This is a genomic window from Terracoccus sp. 273MFTsu3.1, from assembly GCF_000383675.1.
Classification (GTDB): domain Bacteria; phylum Actinomycetota; class Actinomycetes; order Actinomycetales; family Dermatophilaceae; genus Terrabacter.
In genome coordinates, this window is the sequence record NZ_KB911825.1 from 48,756 (window position 1) to 66,842 (window position 18,087).

Genomic DNA, 18,087 nt, shown 5'->3' on the forward strand with positions numbered 1-18,087 from the left:
GTCAGTCGACCACCGAGCGCCAGACCCGCGCGTGCCCCTCGGCGCTGGCCTCCCAGGTGAACCGGCGGGACCGCTCGAGACCGCGGCGTGCCATCGCCTCGACCTCGTCACCGCCCGCGAGGACGTCGAGGACACCGGCAGCGATCCCGGCGCCGATGGGATCGACAAGGAGTCCGCCGTCGCCGACGACCTCGGGAAGGGACGACCGGTCGGCGGCGACGACGGGCACGCCCGTGGCCATGCCCTCGAGCGCCGGAAGGCCGAAGCCCTCGACGAGGGAGGGCACGACGACGACGGAGGCGGCGGCATACAGCCTCGGCAGCACGTCGTCGGAGACCCTGCCGACGAGTCGCACGCCAGGCAGCGAACCGAAGAGCTCGGTCCGACGGGGATGGGGTGGCCCGGCCAGCACCAGCGTCACGTCGGGCCGCGCGGCACGGATCCGTGACCACGCGTCGGCCAGCGCCGCGAGGTTCTTGCGCTCGGACGCGCCACCGGCGGTGAGGACGTACGGTCCGTCGACCCCGAGCGCGGACAGTCCGTCGGCGCCGAGCGGCTCCGCGTCGAAGTAGCGCTCCTCGACCCCGTTCGGGACGACGACGGGGTCGACGAGCCCGAGGAGGTCGACCGCCTCGGACGCCGTGAAGGCCGACACGCAGACGACGGCAGCCGCCCGACGCAGCTCCTCCGCGGCGGCAGCCACGGGCGCGGACTCGTCGGCGTAGCGCCAGGCCACGACGTCGTGCAGCGTCACGACCTCACGGGGCGCCGGCGGCAGCTCGAGGTTCATCCGGTGCACGAGCCCACCACCGGCGTACGCGAGACGGCCGGCCGCCGCCCGCGCGCGCGGCGTCGCGCCACCGAGCCAGCCCATCGGCAGGCGCCGTGTCCCCGGGAGCGGAGACCTCAGCGAGCGCGCCACGACGTGCCGGACCTGCCAGACCTCGCCCGGCGCTGCCAGCGCGGCGAGGGCCGTGGGTGCGCGCGACACGACGTGCCGCTCGTAGGCCTGTGCACCCATCGGCACCGCGGTCGCGGTCGTGGCGATCGTGAGCCGGGGCACGCGGCATCCTCACTGTTCGGGCGGTGGTCAACTGCGGGACGGGTCCGCCCTCGCATCGTAGGGTGAGACCGCACGCGAGCCGGTGACCTCGCGGGACCGACCGAGAGGAGCCGCGATGGAGGGTGCCGGTCGGCCGCGCGTCGCGCTCGTCACCTCGTCGTACCACCCGCACCTCGGTGGGGTGGAGGCGCACGTGCGCCACGTCGCACGCGAGCTCCGCAGCCGGGGCACCGACGTCGAGGTGTGGACCGTCGACCGCGGCGAGCACCTGGGCGTCACCGAGCTCGACGGCACCCTCGTGCGCCACCTGCCGACTCCCCTGCCGGCCCGCTCGGCGCGCGCCCTCGCGAGCTTCGGGCTCGCCGCTCCGCGCGCCTGGTACGCGTGGCGCTCGGCCTTCCGCGCCTTCCGCCCGGACCTGCTCCACGTCCAGTGCTTCGGACCCAACGGGGTGTATGCCGCCGCGCTCGGCCGTCGCACCGGCACCCCTCTCGTGCTCTCGAGCCACGGCGAGACCTTCATGGACGACCACGACGCCTTCGGCACCTCGGCGCTGATGCGCGAGGGACTGCGCCGGACCGTCGGGGCCGCCGCCGTGACGACGGGATGCTCCGAGCAGGTGCTCGACGACCTGCGGGACCGGTTCGGCCTCGTCGGCGGAGAGGTCGTGCCCAACGGGGTCGGCCCCGTTCCGACGACGCCCGCGTCCGGCGCCCTGCCCGACGCGCTCGACCTCCCCGCGGGTCCGGTCGTCCTGGGGGTCGGTCGGCTCGAGTCGACGAAGGGCTTCGACCTGCTCGTCGAGGCGGTCGCGGCCATCGGTCCCGAGCTGTCGCCGACCCTCGTCATCGGCGGCGACGGGTCCCAGCGCGAGGCCCTGCGGGCGCTCGGCGCCCGCGTCGGGCTCGGCGACCGGCTCCGGCTCGTCGGCCCGCTCGACGAGTCCGCGGTCGACACGTGGATGCGCCGGGCCGACGTCGTCGTCATGCCGAGCCGCCGCGAGGCCTTCGGCATCGTCGCCCTCGAGGCGTGGCGCTCCGGGACGCCACTCGTCGCGACGAGCCTCGGAGGGCCTGCCTCGTTCGTCACCGACGGGGTCGACGGGGTCGTCGTCGACCCGGTCAACACCGGGGCCTTGGCCCGTGCGGTCGAGTCGCTGCTGCGCGACCCGCAGCGTCGGGCGGCCCTCGGCGCCGCGGGACAGGCCTCCGCGCGCCGCTACACGTGGCCCGTGGTGGCCGATGCGTATGCGTCGGTCCACGCGCAGGTCCTGGGGTCGGCGGACGCGCCGTCCCACCAAGCCCGGTCGAGCGGATCGGACCGCGCGAGGGGCTGACCCGATCGACCGTCAGGGAGCGGCGGGCGCGTCGACGGCGCGGCCGGTGAGCAGTCCCAGCACCCACGGTCCGACCCGCCGTGCCGGGCGGGGCAGGGCCCGGATGATGGCGTCGGCGTCGGGCACCGTCAGGCCCGATCGGGTCACCCGGAGGACGCCGACGTAGAGCGCCCCGCCGACGACGGCGACACCGACGGCCCGGAGCCACTCGTTGCCGGGTGCCACGTCGCCGGCGACCATGAGCCCACCCGCCAGCGCCGCCCCGACGAAGCACGGCAGGGCGTCTCGCATCGCGAGCGAGACGGTGATGCCGAGACCGCGCAGCTCCGAGCGGGTGAGCAGCAGCAGGCTCGTCATCGAGCCGCCGACGTTGGCGATGACGGCGCCCCACACCCCGAGGGGTGGGATGAGGGCGAGGGCGAGCACGACGTCGACGACGAGCGCCACCGACGTCGCCCTGAGCATCTCGCCGGCCGACAGTCGAGCCGACACGAAGGCTACGACCGGGCTGGCGACGGTGACGAAGCCCGCGGCCACGCCGAGCGCGACGACGACCGGACCGGCCTCGGCGAACTCCGGCCCGTAGAGCACGGGCACGAGGACCGCGAGGGGCACGACGGCCACCGCCTCGACGAGCCCCACGACCGTGGCCCCGGCGCGCAGCACGCGCCGGAAGGCCGGCCGTACGGCGTGCGCGTCGACCTCCATGAGACCCGAGATGGCCGGCACGAGCGGGCCGACGAAGGCCTGGGCCGGCGCGAAGACGTGACCGGCCAGGCCGAAGGCCAGGGCGAAGACGCCGACCGCGGCGGGGGCCGCGAGCCAGTTCATGAAGAAGATCTCGCTGCGCGACATGACGAGGCCGCCGATGACGCTGGCGAGGCCCACGGGCACGGCATACCGCCAGAAGCCGACCGGCATCCCGGTGGGCAGCACGGGTCGGAGCACCGCACGGCGGTAGACGGCCGAGATCGGGACGAGGCAGAGCGCCACGGCCACCCCACTGACGATGAGACGCACGGTCCAGACCGCGTCGGGCGTCCGGGCCGCGAGCACGACGGCGACGACCGCGACCTGGGTGGCCAGCGACGTGACGAGCGCGATCTTGGCACCCTCCGCCGTCTTGTTCTCGATCGTCAGGCAGGCGACCGCCCCGTCGAGCGCCGCCGGGACGACGATGCCGAAGACGATCGCGATGACCATGGCGGTCGGGGGCACGTCGGCGAAGAGCAGGACGACGACCGAGAGCACCGGCATGACGACGAGGAGCCGGAAGCCCTGTGACTGCGACAGCAGCCTGGACACCGCGGCGGTGCGCCCAGCCGCGTGGGCCTTGGCGCCGAACTGGATGACGGCAGAACCGAACCCGGCCGTCAGCATCCGCGAGACGACCTCCATGAGCGCGGTGAGGAAGGCGAGCCGACCGTAGTCGGCGGCGCCGAGCACCCGAGCCATGAGGAGGTTGACGAGGAAGGCGACGGGAATGGCGATGAAGGTGTGGATGACGGTCCAGACGGCGCCGCGCACGGCGCTCTCCTGCAGCCCCTCACGGCTCATCTGCCCGGCGGGCTGAGCCTCGAGGTCGTCGACCTGCCGGTCGGGCAGGAGCAGGTCGGCCTCCACGTCGGCGGCCGCCGACATGCCGTCGGGACGCGCGTCGGGGCGGCGGTCGGCACCGCCCTCGTCGGGTCGGTCACTCGCCACGGTCGACCCCGTTGACCCGGTCGAGGGCGTCCATCAGCTCTGCGCTGCGCACCGTGTGGACCTTACGGCAGAAGGGTGAGCCGGAGGCCCGGATCGCGTCGAGGTCCCCCAGCTCGAAGGTCCGCGTCGCGTCGTCCTCCGGCACCCACACGGAGTAGGACACCGGGCTCGCGACCGTCGGCGGCCGGTGCCGCGCCAGCACCGTCTGCAGCGCCGACTCGTCGGGGATGACCGATCGCTCGTAGAGACGGCGCAGCGGGGTGCCGTCCTCGAGCTCGCGGAGCACGAGGTCGAGGTGCTCCCGGTCGACGGCGAGCCACTGGGAGCCGAGGTGGATCGCGGAGGGACCGGACGGCATACGACCGCGGATGCCGACGTGGGCCCCGCGCCCCCGAGCGACGAGGCGCAGGGACAGGAGGGGCTCGGTGCGGTGGGCGAGGGCCCACAGCGCCCGCCCGGGCAGACGTCCCGAGCGCAGCGTGCCGTCGAGTGCGCCCACGGGGTACCACCGGTGGGTGTAGCGGGTGCGCTCGTCGTCACCGGCGCCGTGGCGGCTCCCCCAGGCCGGGGCGTACGCGAGCTCGCGAGCCGTGCCCTGCCACCCTCCCGCAGCGACCAGCTCGTCCTCCCAGGCCGCGAGCGGCCGCACCGGGTAGCACTGGCCCGAGACGAGCACGAGCAGGTCGGGGTCGACCGTGTCCCGGGCCTCCCGCATCGCCTCCAGCGTCACCTCGACGAGGTCCCACGACCCCCAGTCGGTGGGCCGGCCGTGGCTGCGGACGTGGACCCGATCGTCGTCGATGACGGGCGCCGGCGTGCGTCGTGCGTCGTGCGTGACGAACACCGAGGCCTCGGGGCTCGACCGCAGGATGGCGTGCACGAGCCGGGTGACCTGGTCGGCCTCGGTGTGGCTGAGGACGACGTATGCCGTGGGCACCGCTCAGGCCCGGGCCGTATGCCGGTCGCCGAAGCGGGTGCGGACGGCCGCGGTCGTGCCGGCGGCGAGGCCACCGAGGGCGGCCGAGGCGTGGAGCGCGCGGCCACCGATGGTGCGGACGCGCTCGCGCGGGGTGCGGTCCGCGTCGACCGCGGCCTTCGCGGCGTCGACGGCGTTGCCCCCGACCTCCTTGAGGGCGGTGCCGTAGAAGCGGCGCAGGATCGGGGCACCCATGCCGAACGTGTGCGACAGGAGCACGACGTGGTTGCGGTGGCCGTAGAAGGTGTAGCGCACGTCGAAGCGGCGCCCTCGGGTGTAGGGCGCCGCCACGTGCTCGACGAGGGCCGTCGGCGTGTAGACGATGCGATGACCGGCCCGCCCGAGGCGCAGCATGATGTCGCTCTCCTCGCGCAGGCAGGTGCCGGGGAAGAGGTCGACGATGCCGCCGATCTGGTCGAGCGCGGAGCGGCGCACCGACATGTTGGCGCCGAGGACGTGGTCGACGTCGAGGTCGCGGCCGGTGTCGGCGGCGAAGTTGCCGGTCAGCGTGCCGTCGGGAAGGAGGCGTCCGACGGCGTCGAGCCCCTCGTGCTCCTCGCCGGGGCGGCCGTTGCTCGCGCGACCGCCCACGGCGCCGACGGCCGGGTCGGCATAGCGGGCCACGATGTTCTCGAGCCAGTCGGGCTCGGCATAGGCGTCGTCGTCGACGAAGGCGATGATGTCGGACCGCGTCTCGGCGACACCGATGGCGCGCGAGGTGGCCAAGGTGCCCGGGCCGGCGTCGTTGCGGATGTAGCGCACGCCCGGGAAGTCGGCGACGACGTCAGCGGTCAGGCGGTGCGGCGACGAGTCGACGACGACCACCTCGTCCGGCGTGAGCGTCTGGCGACCGAGGTGCTCGAGGCAGATCCGCACGTTGTCCGGGCGGTTGAAGGTCGCGACGACGACGTCGACCGACGGGGACGGGGCGTCTGGCATGGCAGGAGTATCGCATCGGATCGGAACGGGCGTGGGAGACCGGGAAATCCCGGTTCCCTCCTGTTTGCACCGCTCGTCGGGGTGCGTCAGCCGTTCCAGCCCGCGTCGCGGAGCGCCGACCCGAGCAGGTCCGCGGACGCGTCCCACGTGTAGCGGGAGGCGTTGCGCCGACCGGCCTCGACGAGGGCCGCGCGCCGGGCCGGGTCGGCGACGAGCGCGCGGACGGCGTCGACGAGCTCGGCCGGGCGGTCAGGGTCGCACAGCACGGCGCCGTCGCCGGCCACCTCCGGCAGCGGCCCGGTGCGCAGCGCGACGACCGGGCACCCGAGCCGCTGCGCCTCGACGACGGGGATGCCGAAGCCCTCGTAGACGGACGGGAAGACGAGGGCGGTGGCCCGGCCGTAGAGCCAGGCGAGCTCCTCGTCGGTGAGGCGGCCGGCGAACGTCGCCCGGGACCAGCGGGCCGTGCCCGCGTCGGCGAAGACGCGGACGTCCCCGCGGGCGCCGACGACGACGGAGCGGATGCCGGCGGCCTCGAGCGCGTCGAGCGCCGGCCCGAGGTTCTTGTGCCGGGCGAACGTGCCGACGCAGAGCACCCAGGGCTCGTCCGCCGGGACCGGCCGGTCGAGACGCGGGCGCTCGGCCGAGAGGCGGTCGACGTGGTCGCAGCCGTTGGGCACGACGCTGACGCGGGAGGGGTCGGTGCCGAGCACGGCACGCAGCTCCGCCGCGCTGAAGTGCGACACCGTGAGGACCCGGGTGGCCCGACGGGCCAGGACGCGGTACATCGAGCGGTACCACGCGCGGAACGCACGGCTGTAGGTCTCGGGGTGGCGGAAGACCGAGACGTCGTGGAGCGTGGCCACCTGCCGTCGCGCCCCGACCGGAGCCGGGCCGCCGAGACTGAGCAGCAGGTCCCGGCGGGCGAGCCAGGGCAGGACGAGCTGCTCGAAGACCTGCCCGCTCGCCCGCGACTCGCGCACCCGCGCGGCGCCGGCGACGGCGTCGGGCACCACGGTTCCCTTCGGCACGTGGACGACGACCCGCCCCGGGTTCCGGGTGACGAGGCGCGTCGTCAGCTCGAGGGCGTAGCGCTGCGTCCCCGTGGTCGCCTGGGACAGGAACCGCCCGTCGACGGCGAGGCCGCGGCCCTCGATCTCCCCGCGGCGACCGGGGCGATGGCCCACACTGACTCTCGGCACCTGCCCGAATGTAGCCGCCCATCGCGAACTGATCGGACACCATGACGGATCGACCGCGCGTCGCCATCGCGCACGACTACCTGACGCAGCGCGGCGGCGCCGAGCGGGTCGTCCTCGCCCTGCACCGGGCCTTCCCGGACGCGACGATCCACACGACGCTCTACGACCCCGACGGCACCTACCCGGAGTTCCGCGACGCCGACGTCGTCGTCTCCCCCATCGACCGCCTCGGCCCGCTGCGCCGCGACCATCGCTCGGCGCTCCCCCTGCTCCCGTATGCCGTCTCGCGCCTTCGCGTGGACGCCGACGTCGTCGTCGCGTCGAGCTCGGGCTGGGCCCACGGTGTGCCGACGACAGGCCACAAGCTCGTCTACTGCCACGCGCCGGCCCGCTGGCTCTACCAGGCCGACGCCTACCTCGGCGACGACGCCGGCCGCACCGTCAAGGCGCGGGCGCTGGGACTCCTCGGCGGATGGCTGCGCCGCTGGGACCGTCGCGCCGCGGCGTCCGCCGACCGGTACCTCGCGAACTCGACGGTGGTCCGGGAGCGCATCGCGGCGGCCTACGGCATCGAGGCGGACGTGCTGCCCCCGCCCTACGGCATCGACCCGGCCGACCCGCGGCGGCCACTGGCCGCGCTCGAGGACTGGGCCGACGACGGCTACCTCCTGCTCGTGTCGCGGCTGCTGCCCTACAAGAACGTCGACGTCGCGGTGGAGGCCGTGCGCGGCCTGCCCGAGCGGCTCGTCGTCGTCGGCTCCGGGCCCCTCGAGGCCCGGCTGCGGTCGCAGGCCCCCGACAACGTCCGCATCGTCACCGACCTGACCGACGCGGAGCTGCGGTGGACCTACGCGCACGCCCGCACCCTGCTCGCCCCGAGCCTCGAGGACTTCGGGCTCACGCCGCTCGAGGCGGCGGCCTTCGGGGTGCCCACCCTGGCCCTGCACGCCGGCGGCTACCTCGACACCGTCGACGAGAAAGTCAACGGGACCTTCTTCGAGGAGCCGACGCCGGCGGCCGTCCGTGCCGCCGTCGTCGCCGGGCGCGACCGCGCGTGGGACGCCGCGGCGATCCGGACGCACGCGGAGCACTTCTCCGAGGCGCATTTCCGCGAACGCATCCGCGCGGAGGTCGACCGCTTCCTAGAATGACGCCGGGGCGAGGACACGGGGGCGTGGTCCGAGGTCCGCCACACCCGAGGGGGACCATGGACGACACGAGCGCGTCGACGCCAGCGACGGCGCCGCAGACGGCGGCACCGACGGCGACACCGACGACACCGCATGCGGCAGCACCGGCCGCTCCCGTCGTGACGCGCCGCCTCGCCTACGTCGACACCCTGCGCGGCTTCGCCGCCCTCTGGGTCTTCCTGCTCCACGTCCACGGCTACTGGCTCGACAACGTGCGCCCGCCCAAGCTGTCGGGCGACGGGGTGCTCGTGCGAGCCATGGGCTTCGGCGGCGCGGGCGTCGACATCTTCATCGTCCTCTCCGGCTTCTGCCTCACCCTCCCGCTCATCCGCGACGGCCGGGTCCGTGAGCTCGCGCCGCGCCGCTTCTTCCGTCGCCGCGCCTACCGGCTGCTGCCCGCCTACTACGCCGCCGTCGTCCTCGTCATGGCGCTCGAGCTCGTGCCGGTCCTGCGCGAACGGCTCGTGAGCCGTGACCTGACACCCGTCGACGCCGTGACCCACCTGACCCTGACGTTCCCCCTCTTCGGCGACACCCTCGCGGCCGTCAACGGCTCGCTGTGGTCCATCTCGCTCGAGGCGACCCTCTATCTCGGCTTCCCGCTGCTGCTCCTCATCCACCGCCGGTGGGGCCTGCGCGGCGTCATGGGGACGACGCTCACCGTGGCCCTCGTGTGGGCCGCCTTCGGCCTCTGGTGGGCCGGGCAGCCCCATCCGGGTGGCGTGCTCCCGCAGACCGACAAGCTCTTTCCCGCCCGGTGGTTCCAGTTCGCCCTCGGCATGTGGGCCGCGACGCTCGTCCGCTCGCCGCGCCCGCGACACACGCCACGCGCGTGCCTCGCCCTGCCCGTCGCGCTCGCCGTCGGACTGACGGGGTATGCCGCGGGCTGGGCTCCCGTGAGCGCCCTCGGCTTCGGCGTCGTCGCCCTCTGCCTGCTCGTCGTGCTCGCCCGCGTGCCGGGCCGCGTCTTCGAGGCGGGGCCGCTGCGCTGGCTCACGGCGCTCGGGGTCATCTCCTACAGCTTCTACCTCCTGCACCAGCCCGTGCTGCTCCTCGCGTCGGACCTGGCGCGGCCGGCCGAATGGGGCATCGTCCCGACGACGGTGGTGGCGCTCGCGGTCGCCGGCACGGCGACGGTCCTCCTCGCGTCGGTCTTCTACCACCTCGTCGAGAAGCCCTTCCTCGTGCGCGGCAGCATGCGCAGCGTCGTCAGGGAGGCCCCGCCCACGAGACCGGCGGACTCCGGGGCCACCTCGTCCGAACCGGTCAGCTGACGGTGCGCACCACGAGGAGCCAGGCCACGACGGGCGCACCGACGACGAGGATGATGGCCAGGACCCGCAACGCCGCCGCATGGCCGTAGACCTTGGCGACGACGGCGCCGAGGATGCCGACGGCGAAGACGGCGAGCGAGTAGTTGGCGAACGTCGCACTCAGCTCGACGATCTCGGGGGACTTCGTGATGTTGGCGATCGTCGCCGCCTTGCCCGTGGGACCCCACGGCGCCGGCAGGGGCACCTGGGCAAGGAGCAGGGCCGCGAGTCCGAGCACGTCGGTGCGCAGGTACGAGCGCCTCAGGGCCGAGGCCTGACGGCGGCTGCGGACCGACGGCTGCACGGCCGACGAGGGCGGCGTGAACGCGCGGGGCAGCGTCAGGAGCAGACCGGGCAGGCCGACGAGGCCGGCCAGGAAGGCCGCATACAGCTTGGGGTGGCCGTCGGAGGCGAAGCCGAAGACGGTGACGAGCGGCACCGTCGCGTGCACGAGCACCCACACGTAGGCGACGAAGGCCAGAGCAGCCCCGACGGCCACCGGGAGGTCGGCGCTCACACGTCGGCTCTCTCCTCGGGCTTCGGGCATGGCCGACAGTGTAAGCAGCAGTGGGATCGACTCCTGACACCTACACTTGCGCCGTGGACAGCACCCGCGAACGCGACACCGACCTGTTCGAGTCCGAGCAGGTCGCTGCCGGCGACGGCTCCTCCGGGGGCTCGGGTGGGTCCGACGACGACTGGGACGGTGGCTCGCCCGCCGACGGCGGTTCCGGCCGCAGGGAGAAGCGGCGCAACCGCAAGGTGCTCGTGGCCGCGCTCGTGCTGCTGCTCGTGCCCGTGCTCGCGGTGGGCGGCTACCTCGCGTGGCTCAACCACATCGTCACCAACAACGTGAAGCAGGAGCTGCTCCTGCCCGACGACGGTTCGGCGGGCAGCCAGCCGACCGACAAGAACGGCAACGTCGTCGTGCAGCCGGTGGGCAACGGCACGAACTACCTCGTCGTGGGCAGCGACGCCGGTCCGGGGCGCGTCGGTGGCCGCTCCGACGTCATGGTGCTCGTGCACGTGCCGGCCGACCACTCGGCCGTCACCCTGATCCACTTCCCCCGCGACCTCTACGTCTCGATCCCGGGCAAGGGCAAGAACAAGCTCAACGCGGCGTACGCGTTCGGCGGGCCTCCGCTCCTCGTCAAGACGATGCAGGACATGCTCGGCGTCCGCATCGACCACGTCGCGCTCGTCGGGTTCGAGGGGTTCAAGTCGATGACCGACGCCGTGGGCGGCGTCGACGTCAACGTCGAGGAGTCGAGCAACCAGCCGCCCTACGTCTTCACCCAGGGCGTGCAGCACATGGACGGCGCGATGGCCCTGGCCTTCGTGCGCGAGCGCAAGCAGCTGAGCGAGGGCGACATCTCCCGCGGCCGGCGCCAGCTCGCCTTCATCAAGGCGCTCATGCTCAAGACCCTGAGCAAGGACGTGCTGACCAACCCGATCAAGCTCAAGGACTTCACCGAGGCGGCCACGTCCAACCTCACCGTCGACCAGAAGCTCGACGTCGGCACGATGCGCTCCGAGGCCCTGGCGCTGCGCGACCTGCGCGGGGGCGACATCCGGTTCATCACGGCGCCCTTCACCGGCTTCGGCACGAGCCCGGCCGGTGCGTCGATCGACATCGTCGACGAGATCAAGATGGCCGACCTCGGTGACGCCATCCGCAACGACGAGCTCAACGCCTACAAGTAGCCGAGCACGGAGCCCGCTCGCCGACCACGTCGGCGGCGGTCAGACCCGCTTCCACGAGGTCAGGTCGCCCTGCGAGAGCCACGTCTGGTTGCCCGAGACGATCCAGCCGGCACGGTCGGTCACCGACAGGCCCACGCTCCCCCGCTCGGGGGTCGCGACCGGCACGCACGCGACGACGGCAGCGGTGCGGCCCTTGACGACCTCGACGAGCTGGACCCCCTTGCACGCTCCGACGATGCGGACGGCATACGTCTTCAGGGTGGTGTCGACGAGCAGGTTGCTCAGGGCGACGGCGCCCGGCGCGTCACCCGAGCCGGTCCACGTCGTCCCCCCGTCGTCCGTGACGACGACCGACCCGTCGGCGCACAGCGCCTGCGCCTGCGCCGCGGACGTGCGTGAGAGGTCGACGACGACGGCGTCGCCGCACGGCGTCGCCGCGGCCTCCTTGGGCGCGAGCACCCGGGTGGGCTCGTCGAGACGGCGGGCCCATCCCCCGCTGACGGCGGTCGGGGTCAGCCACGTCCGACCCGCGTCACGCGAGGCGTACTGCGCGAGGGTGCAGGCCGGGCCGGCGCCGATGACGAAGGCGCGGGTCTCGTCGAGCGGCTGCACGCGCGCGACGGCCCGGGCAGGCGATCGCAGCCTCGTCCACGTCTGACCTCCGTCAGCGGTGACCTCGACGGTCGCGCCACCCGCGTCGCAGGCGCCGGTCGTGGCTCGCCAGGCCGTCACGGCGTCGAGCGCCGAGACGAGCCGGGTGACGGGGACGGCCTTGACCGACGCCGGCGAGACGCCCTCGGTCGGGCCGGTCACGGCCGTCGTGGGCGGGCTCGTGGACAGTGCCGCGGTCCGCGTCGCCGAGACGGGGGGCAGCGCCTGTGACGCGTTGTGGCCCGACCGCAGCGCGAACGCGACGAGCGCGACGTCGACCGCCAGAAAGGCGACGAGACCTGCCGTCGCCACTCGGTTGTTCATTGCTCCGGATCCCCCTCGACACGCCTGATGGCCCTTCCCCCGGGGGCCATGCTAGGGGCGAATCCGCCTGTCGTACGCGGCAGTCCGCGTTCGGATCGGCGCTCGGGTCAGTGGCCGGGCGGCGTGAGGGCCGCGACGACGACGGGCAGCTGCGCCTCGATCTCGGTCGACATCAGGTCATATGCCGCAGAACCGCGCCCGTATGGGTCGGGTATGTCCGATTCGGCCGCGGTGCGTGCCGGGTGGAGGCCTCGACGACCGCGGGCGACCTCGGCGACGATCGCCGCCCACGGCGTGTCGTGCTCGGCGGCCGCCACCTCGGGACCGGCCGCCGCTCCGGCGAGGTCGGCGTCGCGGACGAGGTCTGCGAGCTCGCCCAGGGTGAAGGTCTTGCGCAGCGCCCGCGGGTGCAGGGCGACGGCGTCGGCCCGGTGCTTCTGCGTCGCGGTGACGACGATGTCGGCGGCGGCGAGCAGGGACGGGGTGAGCTGGCGCGAGGCGAAGCCGGCCGTGTCGGATCCCACGGCCTCGAGCGCGGCGACCGACCCGGGCTCGATGTCGGCGCCGACGAGGGCGCGCGTGCCGGCGCTCTCGACGTGGACGTCCTGCCCGGCGAGGAGCTGACGCAGACGACGCTCGAGGTAGGGCGAGCGGCACACGTTGCCCGTGCAGATGACGAGGACCCGACCCACGGGCCTCATCGGCGCGCCCCGACGAGCGAGGCGGTGTGGGCGAGGCAGGCCTCGAGCGTGGGCAGCAGTCCGGCATCGGCGGCAGCGGCCAGGGTCGAGGCGGCGGCATCCTTGGGCGAGAGCACCGGGACGAAGCCGTCGGGCAGCTCGAGCCCCACGGTCGGGTCGAGCGGGTTGATGCCGCGCTCGATCGAGGGGGTGAACACCTCGGAGCAGAGGTAGACGGCGGTGCCGTCCTCGACGCAGGCGAGGGCGTGGCCGAGCCCTTCCGCGAGGTAGACCGCGCGGCGGTCGACGGTGTCGAGCACGACGGAGTCCCACTGCCCGAAGGTCGGCGACCCGACCCGGACGTCGACGACGAAGTCGACGAAGACCCCGCTCGTGGCCGTGACGTACTTGGCCTGCGAGGGCGGCACGTCGGCGAAGTGGATGCCGCGGAGCGCTCCTGCCGACGAGACGGAGATGTTGGTCTGCCTGACCTGCATCTCGTGGCCGATGGCCTCGGCCAGACGGTCGACGCGGAAGCCCTCGGCGAAGACCCCACGGTCGTCGGGGAACTGGCGCGGCGTGATCTCGAAGGCTCCGTCGATGCGGAGCGGGCGGATGTCCATCAGGTCCTTGCCTTCACGGGGTGTCCTTGCCCTCGGCGAGGAGGGCGTGCAGGTAGAGACCGTAACCGCTCTTGGCCTGGTCGTCGGCGTGCCGTCGCATGCCGTCGTCGTCGAGCCACCCGTTGCGCCAGGCGATCTCCTCGACGCAGCCGATCTTCTGGCCCTGCCGCGCCTCGACGACGTGGACGTACTGGCTGGCCTCGATGAGTCCCTCGAACGTGCCGGTGTCGAACCACGCCGTGCCGCGGGGCAGGACGCTGACCGACAGCGTGCCGCGACGGAGGTACTCGTCGTTGACGGCGGTGATCTCGAGCTCGCCGCGCGCGCTGGGTGTCAGGTCGCGGGCGATGGCGACGACGTCGTTGTCGTAGAAGTAGAGACCCGGGACGGCATAGCTCGACTTCGGGTGCTCGGGCTTCTCCTCGATGGAGATGACGTGGCCGTCGGGGTCGAACTCGACGACGCCGTAGGCCGTCGGGTCGGCGACCCGGTAGGCGAAGACGTGGCCGCCCTCGACGTCGGCGTTGTCGGCGAGGCGGGTGCCGAGCCCCGGGCCGAAGAAGATGTTGTCGCCGAGGACGAGCGCCACCCGGTCGTCGCCGATGAAGTCGGCACCGAGCACGAAGGCCTGGGCCAGGCCCTCGGGACGCGGCTGGACGGCATACGTGATCGTCATGCCCCACTGGGACCCGTCGCCGAGGAGGCGCCGGAACTGCTCGACGTCGACCGGGGTCGTGATGACGAGGACCTCGCGGATGCCGGCCATCATGAGCGTCGAGAGCGGGTAGTAGACCATCGGCTTGTCGTAGACGGGCATCAGCTGCTTGCTGATGCCGCGGGTGATCGGGTGCAGCCGGCTGCCCGTGCCCCCCGCGAGGATGATCCCCTTCATGGTCGGCCAGCGTATGCCGTGTGCGACGTCGTCGTGGACGGGTGCGTCACGCGACGGCGCGCCACGTCTCGAGGCTCGCGTCGGAGCGCCAGGTCGCGTCCGCGACGGCCAGCCAACCGCCCTCGTCGACGACGCTGATGGAGACCGTGCCCTCGGCGCCACCGAGCGAGGTCTTGACGCAGGCGACCTTCGAGGCCGCGCCGCCGGAGAGCTTGGCGACCTCGACCCCGGCGCAGTCGTCCGTGGCGCGGGCGACGTAGACGGCCGGCGCGCTGCCGTCCACCCGGGCGCCGACGGCGAGCGCGCCCTCGACGGTCGCCATCCGGGTCCACGAGCCTCCGCCGTCGCCGGAGCGGACGAGGCGGCCGTCGGCGCAGAGGACGACGGCCCGCGTGGCACTGACCCGGGCGAGGTCGACGACGGTCGTGGTGCCGCAGGGGCGCGCGTCGGGACGCCTGGGCGTGATGACGACTTTCGGGTCCCCACCCGGGAGGCGTGACCAGCCGCCCTCGACCGCCCGCGGTCCCCGCCACGTCGTGGCGTCGTCGTCGGTGGCGTACTCGCCCACAGAGCACCCGGCGCCCTTGGCGCCGATGACGAAGCCACGGTCGGCGTCGACGGGCTGGACGCGCCCCAGGGCCTGCACCGGGGCAGCTCGTGGGGTCCACGTGCGTCCGCCGTCAGCGGTGACCGTCAGGCTCGCGCCGCCGTCGCGGCACGTGCCGAGCGTCCCCCGCCAGGCGCGCCGGCCGTCGACGGCCGCGATGACCTGGCTGACGGGCGTCGCGCCGGCGGCCGGGGCGGTGGTGGTGGTCGGCGCCGAGGTGGACGGCGTGGACACCGCCGCCGGGGGCTGCGCGGACGCCCCCGCGGCGTCGGGCCGGAAGGCGAGGGCGACGAGGACGAGGTCCACGACGACGAGGGCCAGCAGGCCCACGAGCGCCAGCCGACCCACCGAATTGTCCGACATCCACCGAATCACGACCTTCACTCTACGGACCCACTGGACCGAATCCGTGCATCTCGGACAGGCGGCACTAGGATGCGCGGGAGTGATGTGTCGGAAATGTCCGACTGAGTCGTGACACCAGGGCGCGACCGACGAGGAGAGACGACGACTGTGGAGCTGCAGGACTACCTGAACGTCATCAGGAAGCGGTGGATGATCATCGCAGCGGTGGCTCTCGTGACCCTCGGTCTGGCGGCCGCCTACACGGCGCTGACGCCACGCACGTATGCCGCGACGACCCAGTTCTTCGTGTCGACGTCGGGCGACGACACGACCTCCTCGCTCGCGCAGGGCAACACGTTCACGCAGGCGCGCGTCAAGTCCTACTCGCAGCTGCTCGAGTCACCGAAGGTGCTCGACCCCGTCATCAAGAAGGTCGGGCTCGACACGACGGCCGATCGCCTCGCCTCGCAGGTGACGTCGACGATCCCGCTCGACACCGTCATCATCGACGTCAGCGTGACGAGCGGGTCGCCGGCCAGCGCTCAGCGCATCGCCGCGGCCGTCGGAGACGTCTTCCCCCAGACGATCCAGGAGATCGAGCGCAAGCAGGGGCAGGAGAGCCCGGTCAAGGTGACGGTCGTCAAGGAGGCCGCCGTCGACTCCACGCCGGTGAGCCCGAAGCCGACCCGCAACCTCGCCCTCGGTCTCGTCCTCGGCCTGCTGCTCGGCTTCGGCGTCGCCCTGCTGCGCGACGTCCTCGACAAGTCGGTGAAGTCCCAGCGCGACCTCGAGGCGGTCACCGACCGCACCATCCTCGGCGGCATCGCGTTCGACACGGACGCGTCGGCCCACCCGCTCATCGTCCAGGTCGACCCGCGCTCGCAGCGCGCCGAGGCCTTCCGGTCGCTCCGCACCAACCTCCAGTTCATCGACGTCGCCAACCCGCCGAAGTCGATCGTCGTCACCTCCTCGCTGCCTGGCGAGGGCAAGTCGACGACGACCGCCAACCTCGCGCTCAGCCTCGCCGAGACCGGGCTCAAGGTCGTCGTCATCGAGGGCGACCTGCGCCGGCCGCGACTGCTCGACTACCTCGGCTTCGAGGGATCCGTCGGCCTGACCGACGTGCTCGTCGGGCGCGTCGAGGTCGACGACGTGCTCCAGCCCTTCGGTCGCACGGGCCTGCGCCTGCTCGGCGCCGGCCCGATTCCGCCCAACCCGAGCGAGCTCCTCGGGTCGGCCAACATGGAGCAGCTCGTCGAGGACCTCAGCGAGCGCTTCGACTACGTCCTCATCGACGCCCCGCCCCTGCTGCCGGTCACCGACGCCGCCGTCCTCAGCACGATCGTCGACGGTGCCATCGTCGTCGTCGGCGCGGGCGTGGCCCAGCGCGAGCACGTGCGCCGGGCGCTCGACTCGCTCGAGGCCGTCAACGGCTCCGTGCTCGGCCTCATCATCAACCGGGTCAAGGCCAAGGAGAGCGGCGGCGGCTACGGCACCTATGAGTACGACTACCGCCCCGAGAGCGAGCGCCAGCGCGCCAAGGGGCGCTCGGTCAAGATCCAGCGCCGCCCGATCGCCTCCGACGCGGACCTCGGACCCGTCACCCCGCGACCGTCGACGACCGGCGTCCGCGGCGTCGCCGAGTCCGGTGCGGCCGTCAACGGGGTGGCCCCGGTGGCCACCGGCCCGGCGGCTCCCGCCACTCCCCCGGCGCCGACGGCGCCGTCGGCGCCCTCCCGGGCCCCGCACGCCGAGCACCAGCCCGGCTACCCGGCGGGCGACTCGATCTACCGGTGAGCCGGGCGTTCACCGCCCTCGGCTGAGCAGCGAGAAGACCCCGTGACGTGACGGTCACGGGGTCTTCTGTCTCGCGTCAGCCCAGGGTCTGTGCGCGCGAGGAGCCGGCGACGCTGCCGAGCGCGGCCACGACGACGGCGAGGAACTCCTCGATGCGGTCGAACGCCTCGGTGTGCGTCCTGGTCGAGCGTCCGTAGGGGTCGACGACGTCGACGTCGACGGCCTCCTGCGGCGCGACGGTGCCGCGGGCGGCGGAGGCCTCGGTGACGACCTGCGGCAGCCACGGGTGAGTGGGGACGATCGGCCGCCACGTGTGCGACGAGCGGCACAGGTCGGCGAAGTCGCCGAGGGCGAAGATCCGGCGCATCGCGGACGGGTGCAGGCGCGCCACCTCGCCCCGGTGGGCGCGCGTCATGGTCAGCACCAGCTGCGACCCGTCGAGGAGCTGCGGCGTCACGGAGCGCGCCGCGAAGGCGGTGACGTCGGCGCCGAGGCGCCTCAGCTGCTCGCTCGTCTCGGACTCGATGCCGGACCCGACCATGGCGCCGGTGCCGGCACTCGATATCGGGACCCCGGTGTCGGGCAACAGCTGGCGCAGTCGCCTCTCGGCATAGGGCGACCGGCAGATGTTGCCGGTGCAGACGAAAAGGATGCCGCGGGTCTGAGGAGGGGTTTCCCCGAGCATCATGCCCCCAAGTTCTCTCGGCGTGATCGGGTGAGTCTCGATCGTAAGCGCGACTC

The 18,087-nt window shown here is 73.4% G+C and carries 17 protein-coding genes; 5 read left to right on the forward strand and 12 right to left on the reverse strand.

Going from position 1 to position 18,087, the window contains the following annotated elements; translation table 11 throughout:
- Window position 1: 1 nt before the first annotated feature.
- Window positions 2-1,063: a glycosyltransferase family 1 protein gene (locus tag H283_RS0117125; RefSeq protein ID WP_020144753.1), complete on the reverse strand. Its 1,062-nt coding sequence runs from the start codon at window positions 1,061-1,063 to the stop codon at window positions 2-4.
- A 115-nt stretch (window positions 1,064-1,178) separates the two neighbouring features.
- Here H283_RS0117125 and H283_RS0117130 point away from each other — a divergent pair, with 115 nt between their 5' ends.
- Window positions 1,179-2,399, forward strand: coding sequence for a glycosyltransferase family 4 protein (locus H283_RS0117130; protein WP_020144754.1), 1,221 nt, complete (start codon window positions 1,179-1,181; stop codon window positions 2,397-2,399).
- A gap of 12 nt (window positions 2,400-2,411) precedes the next feature.
- Here the strand turns inward: H283_RS0117130 and H283_RS0117135 are convergent, their stop codons facing one another.
- The 4 genes from H283_RS0117135 to H283_RS0117150 form a co-directional block, all read right to left on the reverse strand.
- Window positions 2,412-4,103 carry a lipopolysaccharide biosynthesis protein gene (locus H283_RS0117135; protein WP_020144755.1) on the reverse strand — a complete coding sequence of 564 codons (1,692 nt, stop codon included), beginning with the start codon at window positions 4,101-4,103 and terminating at the stop codon, window positions 2,412-2,414.
- The gene (locus tag H283_RS0117140; RefSeq protein ID WP_020144756.1) at window positions 4,093-5,040 is read right to left on the reverse strand and encodes a hypothetical protein; all 948 of its coding nucleotides are present in this window, start codon (window positions 5,038-5,040) and stop codon (window positions 4,093-4,095) included. Before H283_RS0117140 ends, H283_RS0117135 begins: the two co-directional genes overlap by 11 nt.
- Before the next feature lie 3 nt (window positions 5,041-5,043).
- Complete coding sequence (locus H283_RS0117145; RefSeq protein ID WP_020144757.1) at window positions 5,044-6,018, reverse strand: glycosyltransferase family 2 protein; 975 nt, start codon at window positions 6,016-6,018, stop codon at window positions 5,044-5,046.
- Between the two features lie 86 nt (window positions 6,019-6,104).
- Window positions 6,105-7,220, reverse strand: coding sequence for a glycosyltransferase family 1 protein (locus H283_RS0117150; protein WP_156023278.1), 1,116 nt, complete (start codon window positions 7,218-7,220; stop codon window positions 6,105-6,107).
- A gap of 41 nt (window positions 7,221-7,261) precedes the next feature.
- Between H283_RS0117150 and H283_RS0117155 the strand changes: the two genes are divergently transcribed.
- Window positions 7,262-8,371, forward strand: a complete 1,110-nt coding sequence (locus H283_RS0117155) for a glycosyltransferase (RefSeq protein ID WP_020144759.1) — start codon at window positions 7,262-7,264, stop codon at window positions 8,369-8,371.
- 56 nt (window positions 8,372-8,427) lie between these two features.
- Window positions 8,428-9,684, forward strand: coding sequence for an acyltransferase (locus H283_RS0117160; protein ID WP_020144760.1), 1,257 nt, complete (start codon window positions 8,428-8,430; stop codon window positions 9,682-9,684).
- Here H283_RS0117160 and H283_RS0117165 read toward each other — a convergent pair.
- Window positions 9,677-10,270, reverse strand: coding sequence for a hypothetical protein (locus H283_RS0117165; protein ID WP_081633917.1), 594 nt, complete (start codon window positions 10,268-10,270; stop codon window positions 9,677-9,679). The two genes, H283_RS0117160 and H283_RS0117165, sit on opposite strands and share 8 nt — an antisense overlap.
- A gap of 53 nt (window positions 10,271-10,323) precedes the next feature.
- On the opposite strand from H283_RS0117165, the gene H283_RS0117170 reads away from it, so the two are divergent.
- Entirely contained in the window at window positions 10,324-11,427 is a 1,104-nt protein-coding gene (locus H283_RS0117170; RefSeq protein ID WP_020144762.1) for an LCP family protein, read from the forward strand.
- A gap of 39 nt (window positions 11,428-11,466) precedes the next feature.
- On the opposite strand, the gene H283_RS0117175 is transcribed toward H283_RS0117170, so the two are convergent.
- From H283_RS0117175 to H283_RS0117195, 5 genes are all read right to left on the reverse strand, one after another.
- The gene (locus H283_RS0117175; RefSeq protein WP_020144763.1) at window positions 11,467-12,402 is read right to left on the reverse strand and encodes a hypothetical protein; all 936 of its coding nucleotides are present in this window, start codon (window positions 12,400-12,402) and stop codon (window positions 11,467-11,469) included.
- Between the two features lie 107 nt (window positions 12,403-12,509).
- Window positions 12,510-13,103: a hypothetical protein gene (locus tag H283_RS25565; RefSeq protein ID WP_081633918.1), complete on the reverse strand. Its 594-nt coding sequence runs from the start codon at window positions 13,101-13,103 to the stop codon at window positions 12,510-12,512.
- Complete coding sequence (locus H283_RS0117185; RefSeq protein WP_020144765.1) at window positions 13,100-13,705, reverse strand: dTDP-4-dehydrorhamnose 3,5-epimerase family protein; 606 nt, start codon at window positions 13,703-13,705, stop codon at window positions 13,100-13,102. Before H283_RS0117185 ends, H283_RS25565 begins: the two co-directional genes overlap by 4 nt.
- 13 nt (window positions 13,706-13,718) lie before the next feature.
- Window positions 13,719-14,597: a glucose-1-phosphate thymidylyltransferase RfbA gene (rfbA, locus tag H283_RS0117190; protein ID WP_020144766.1), complete on the reverse strand. Its 879-nt coding sequence runs from the start codon at window positions 14,595-14,597 to the stop codon at window positions 13,719-13,721.
- A gap of 46 nt (window positions 14,598-14,643) precedes the next feature.
- A complete protein-coding gene (locus tag H283_RS0117195) occupies window positions 14,644-15,567 on the reverse strand; it encodes a hypothetical protein (protein WP_156023279.1) in 924 nt (307 codons plus the stop codon).
- A gap of 150 nt (window positions 15,568-15,717) precedes the next feature.
- Here H283_RS0117195 and H283_RS0117200 point away from each other — a divergent pair, with 150 nt between their 5' ends.
- Window positions 15,718-17,346, forward strand: a complete 1,629-nt coding sequence (locus tag H283_RS0117200; protein WP_020144768.1) for a polysaccharide biosynthesis tyrosine autokinase — start codon at window positions 15,718-15,720, stop codon at window positions 17,344-17,346.
- A 76-nt stretch (window positions 17,347-17,422) separates the two neighbouring features.
- Here the strand turns inward: H283_RS0117200 and H283_RS26845 are convergent, their stop codons facing one another.
- On the reverse strand, window positions 17,423-18,034 hold the full coding sequence (locus tag H283_RS26845; RefSeq protein WP_081633919.1) for a hypothetical protein: 612 nt from the start codon (window positions 18,032-18,034) through the stop codon (window positions 17,423-17,425).
- Between the last annotated feature and the right edge of the window lie 53 nt (window positions 18,035-18,087).

Excerpts from the sequence above, each read along its gene's own strand:
- H283_RS0117130 (WP_020144754.1), top strand. The coding sequence starts at position 1,179 with ATGGAGGGTGCCGGTCGGCCGCGCGTCGCGCTCGTCACCTCGTCGTAC.
- H283_RS0117145 (WP_020144757.1), bottom strand. The coding sequence starts at position 6,018 with ATGCCAGACGCCCCGTCCCCGTCGGTCGACGTCGTCGTCGCGACCTTC.
- H283_RS0117155 (WP_020144759.1), top strand. The coding sequence starts at position 7,262 with ATGACGGATCGACCGCGCGTCGCCATCGCGCACGACTACCTGACGCAG.
- H283_RS0117160 (WP_020144760.1), top strand. The coding sequence starts at position 8,428 with ATGGACGACACGAGCGCGTCGACGCCAGCGACGGCGCCGCAGACGGCG.
- H283_RS0117165 (WP_081633917.1), bottom strand. The coding sequence starts at position 10,270 with ATGCCCGAAGCCCGAGGAGAGAGCCGACGTGTGAGCGCCGACCTCCCG.
- H283_RS0117175 (WP_020144763.1), bottom strand. The coding sequence starts at position 12,402 with ATGAACAACCGAGTGGCGACGGCAGGTCTCGTCGCCTTTCTGGCGGTC.
- H283_RS25565 (WP_081633918.1), bottom strand. The coding sequence starts at position 13,103 with ATGAGGCCCGTGGGTCGGGTCCTCGTCATCTGCACGGGCAACGTGTGC.
- H283_RS0117185 (WP_020144765.1), bottom strand. The coding sequence starts at position 13,705 with ATGGACATCCGCCCGCTCCGCATCGACGGAGCCTTCGAGATCACGCCG.
- rfbA (WP_020144766.1), bottom strand. The coding sequence starts at position 14,597 with ATGAAGGGGATCATCCTCGCGGGGGGCACGGGCAGCCGGCTGCACCCG.
- H283_RS0117195 (WP_156023279.1), bottom strand. The coding sequence starts at position 15,567 with ATGTCGGACAATTCGGTGGGTCGGCTGGCGCTCGTGGGCCTGCTGGCC.
- H283_RS26845 (WP_081633919.1), bottom strand. The coding sequence starts at position 18,034 with ATGATGCTCGGGGAAACCCCTCCTCAGACCCGCGGCATCCTTTTCGTC.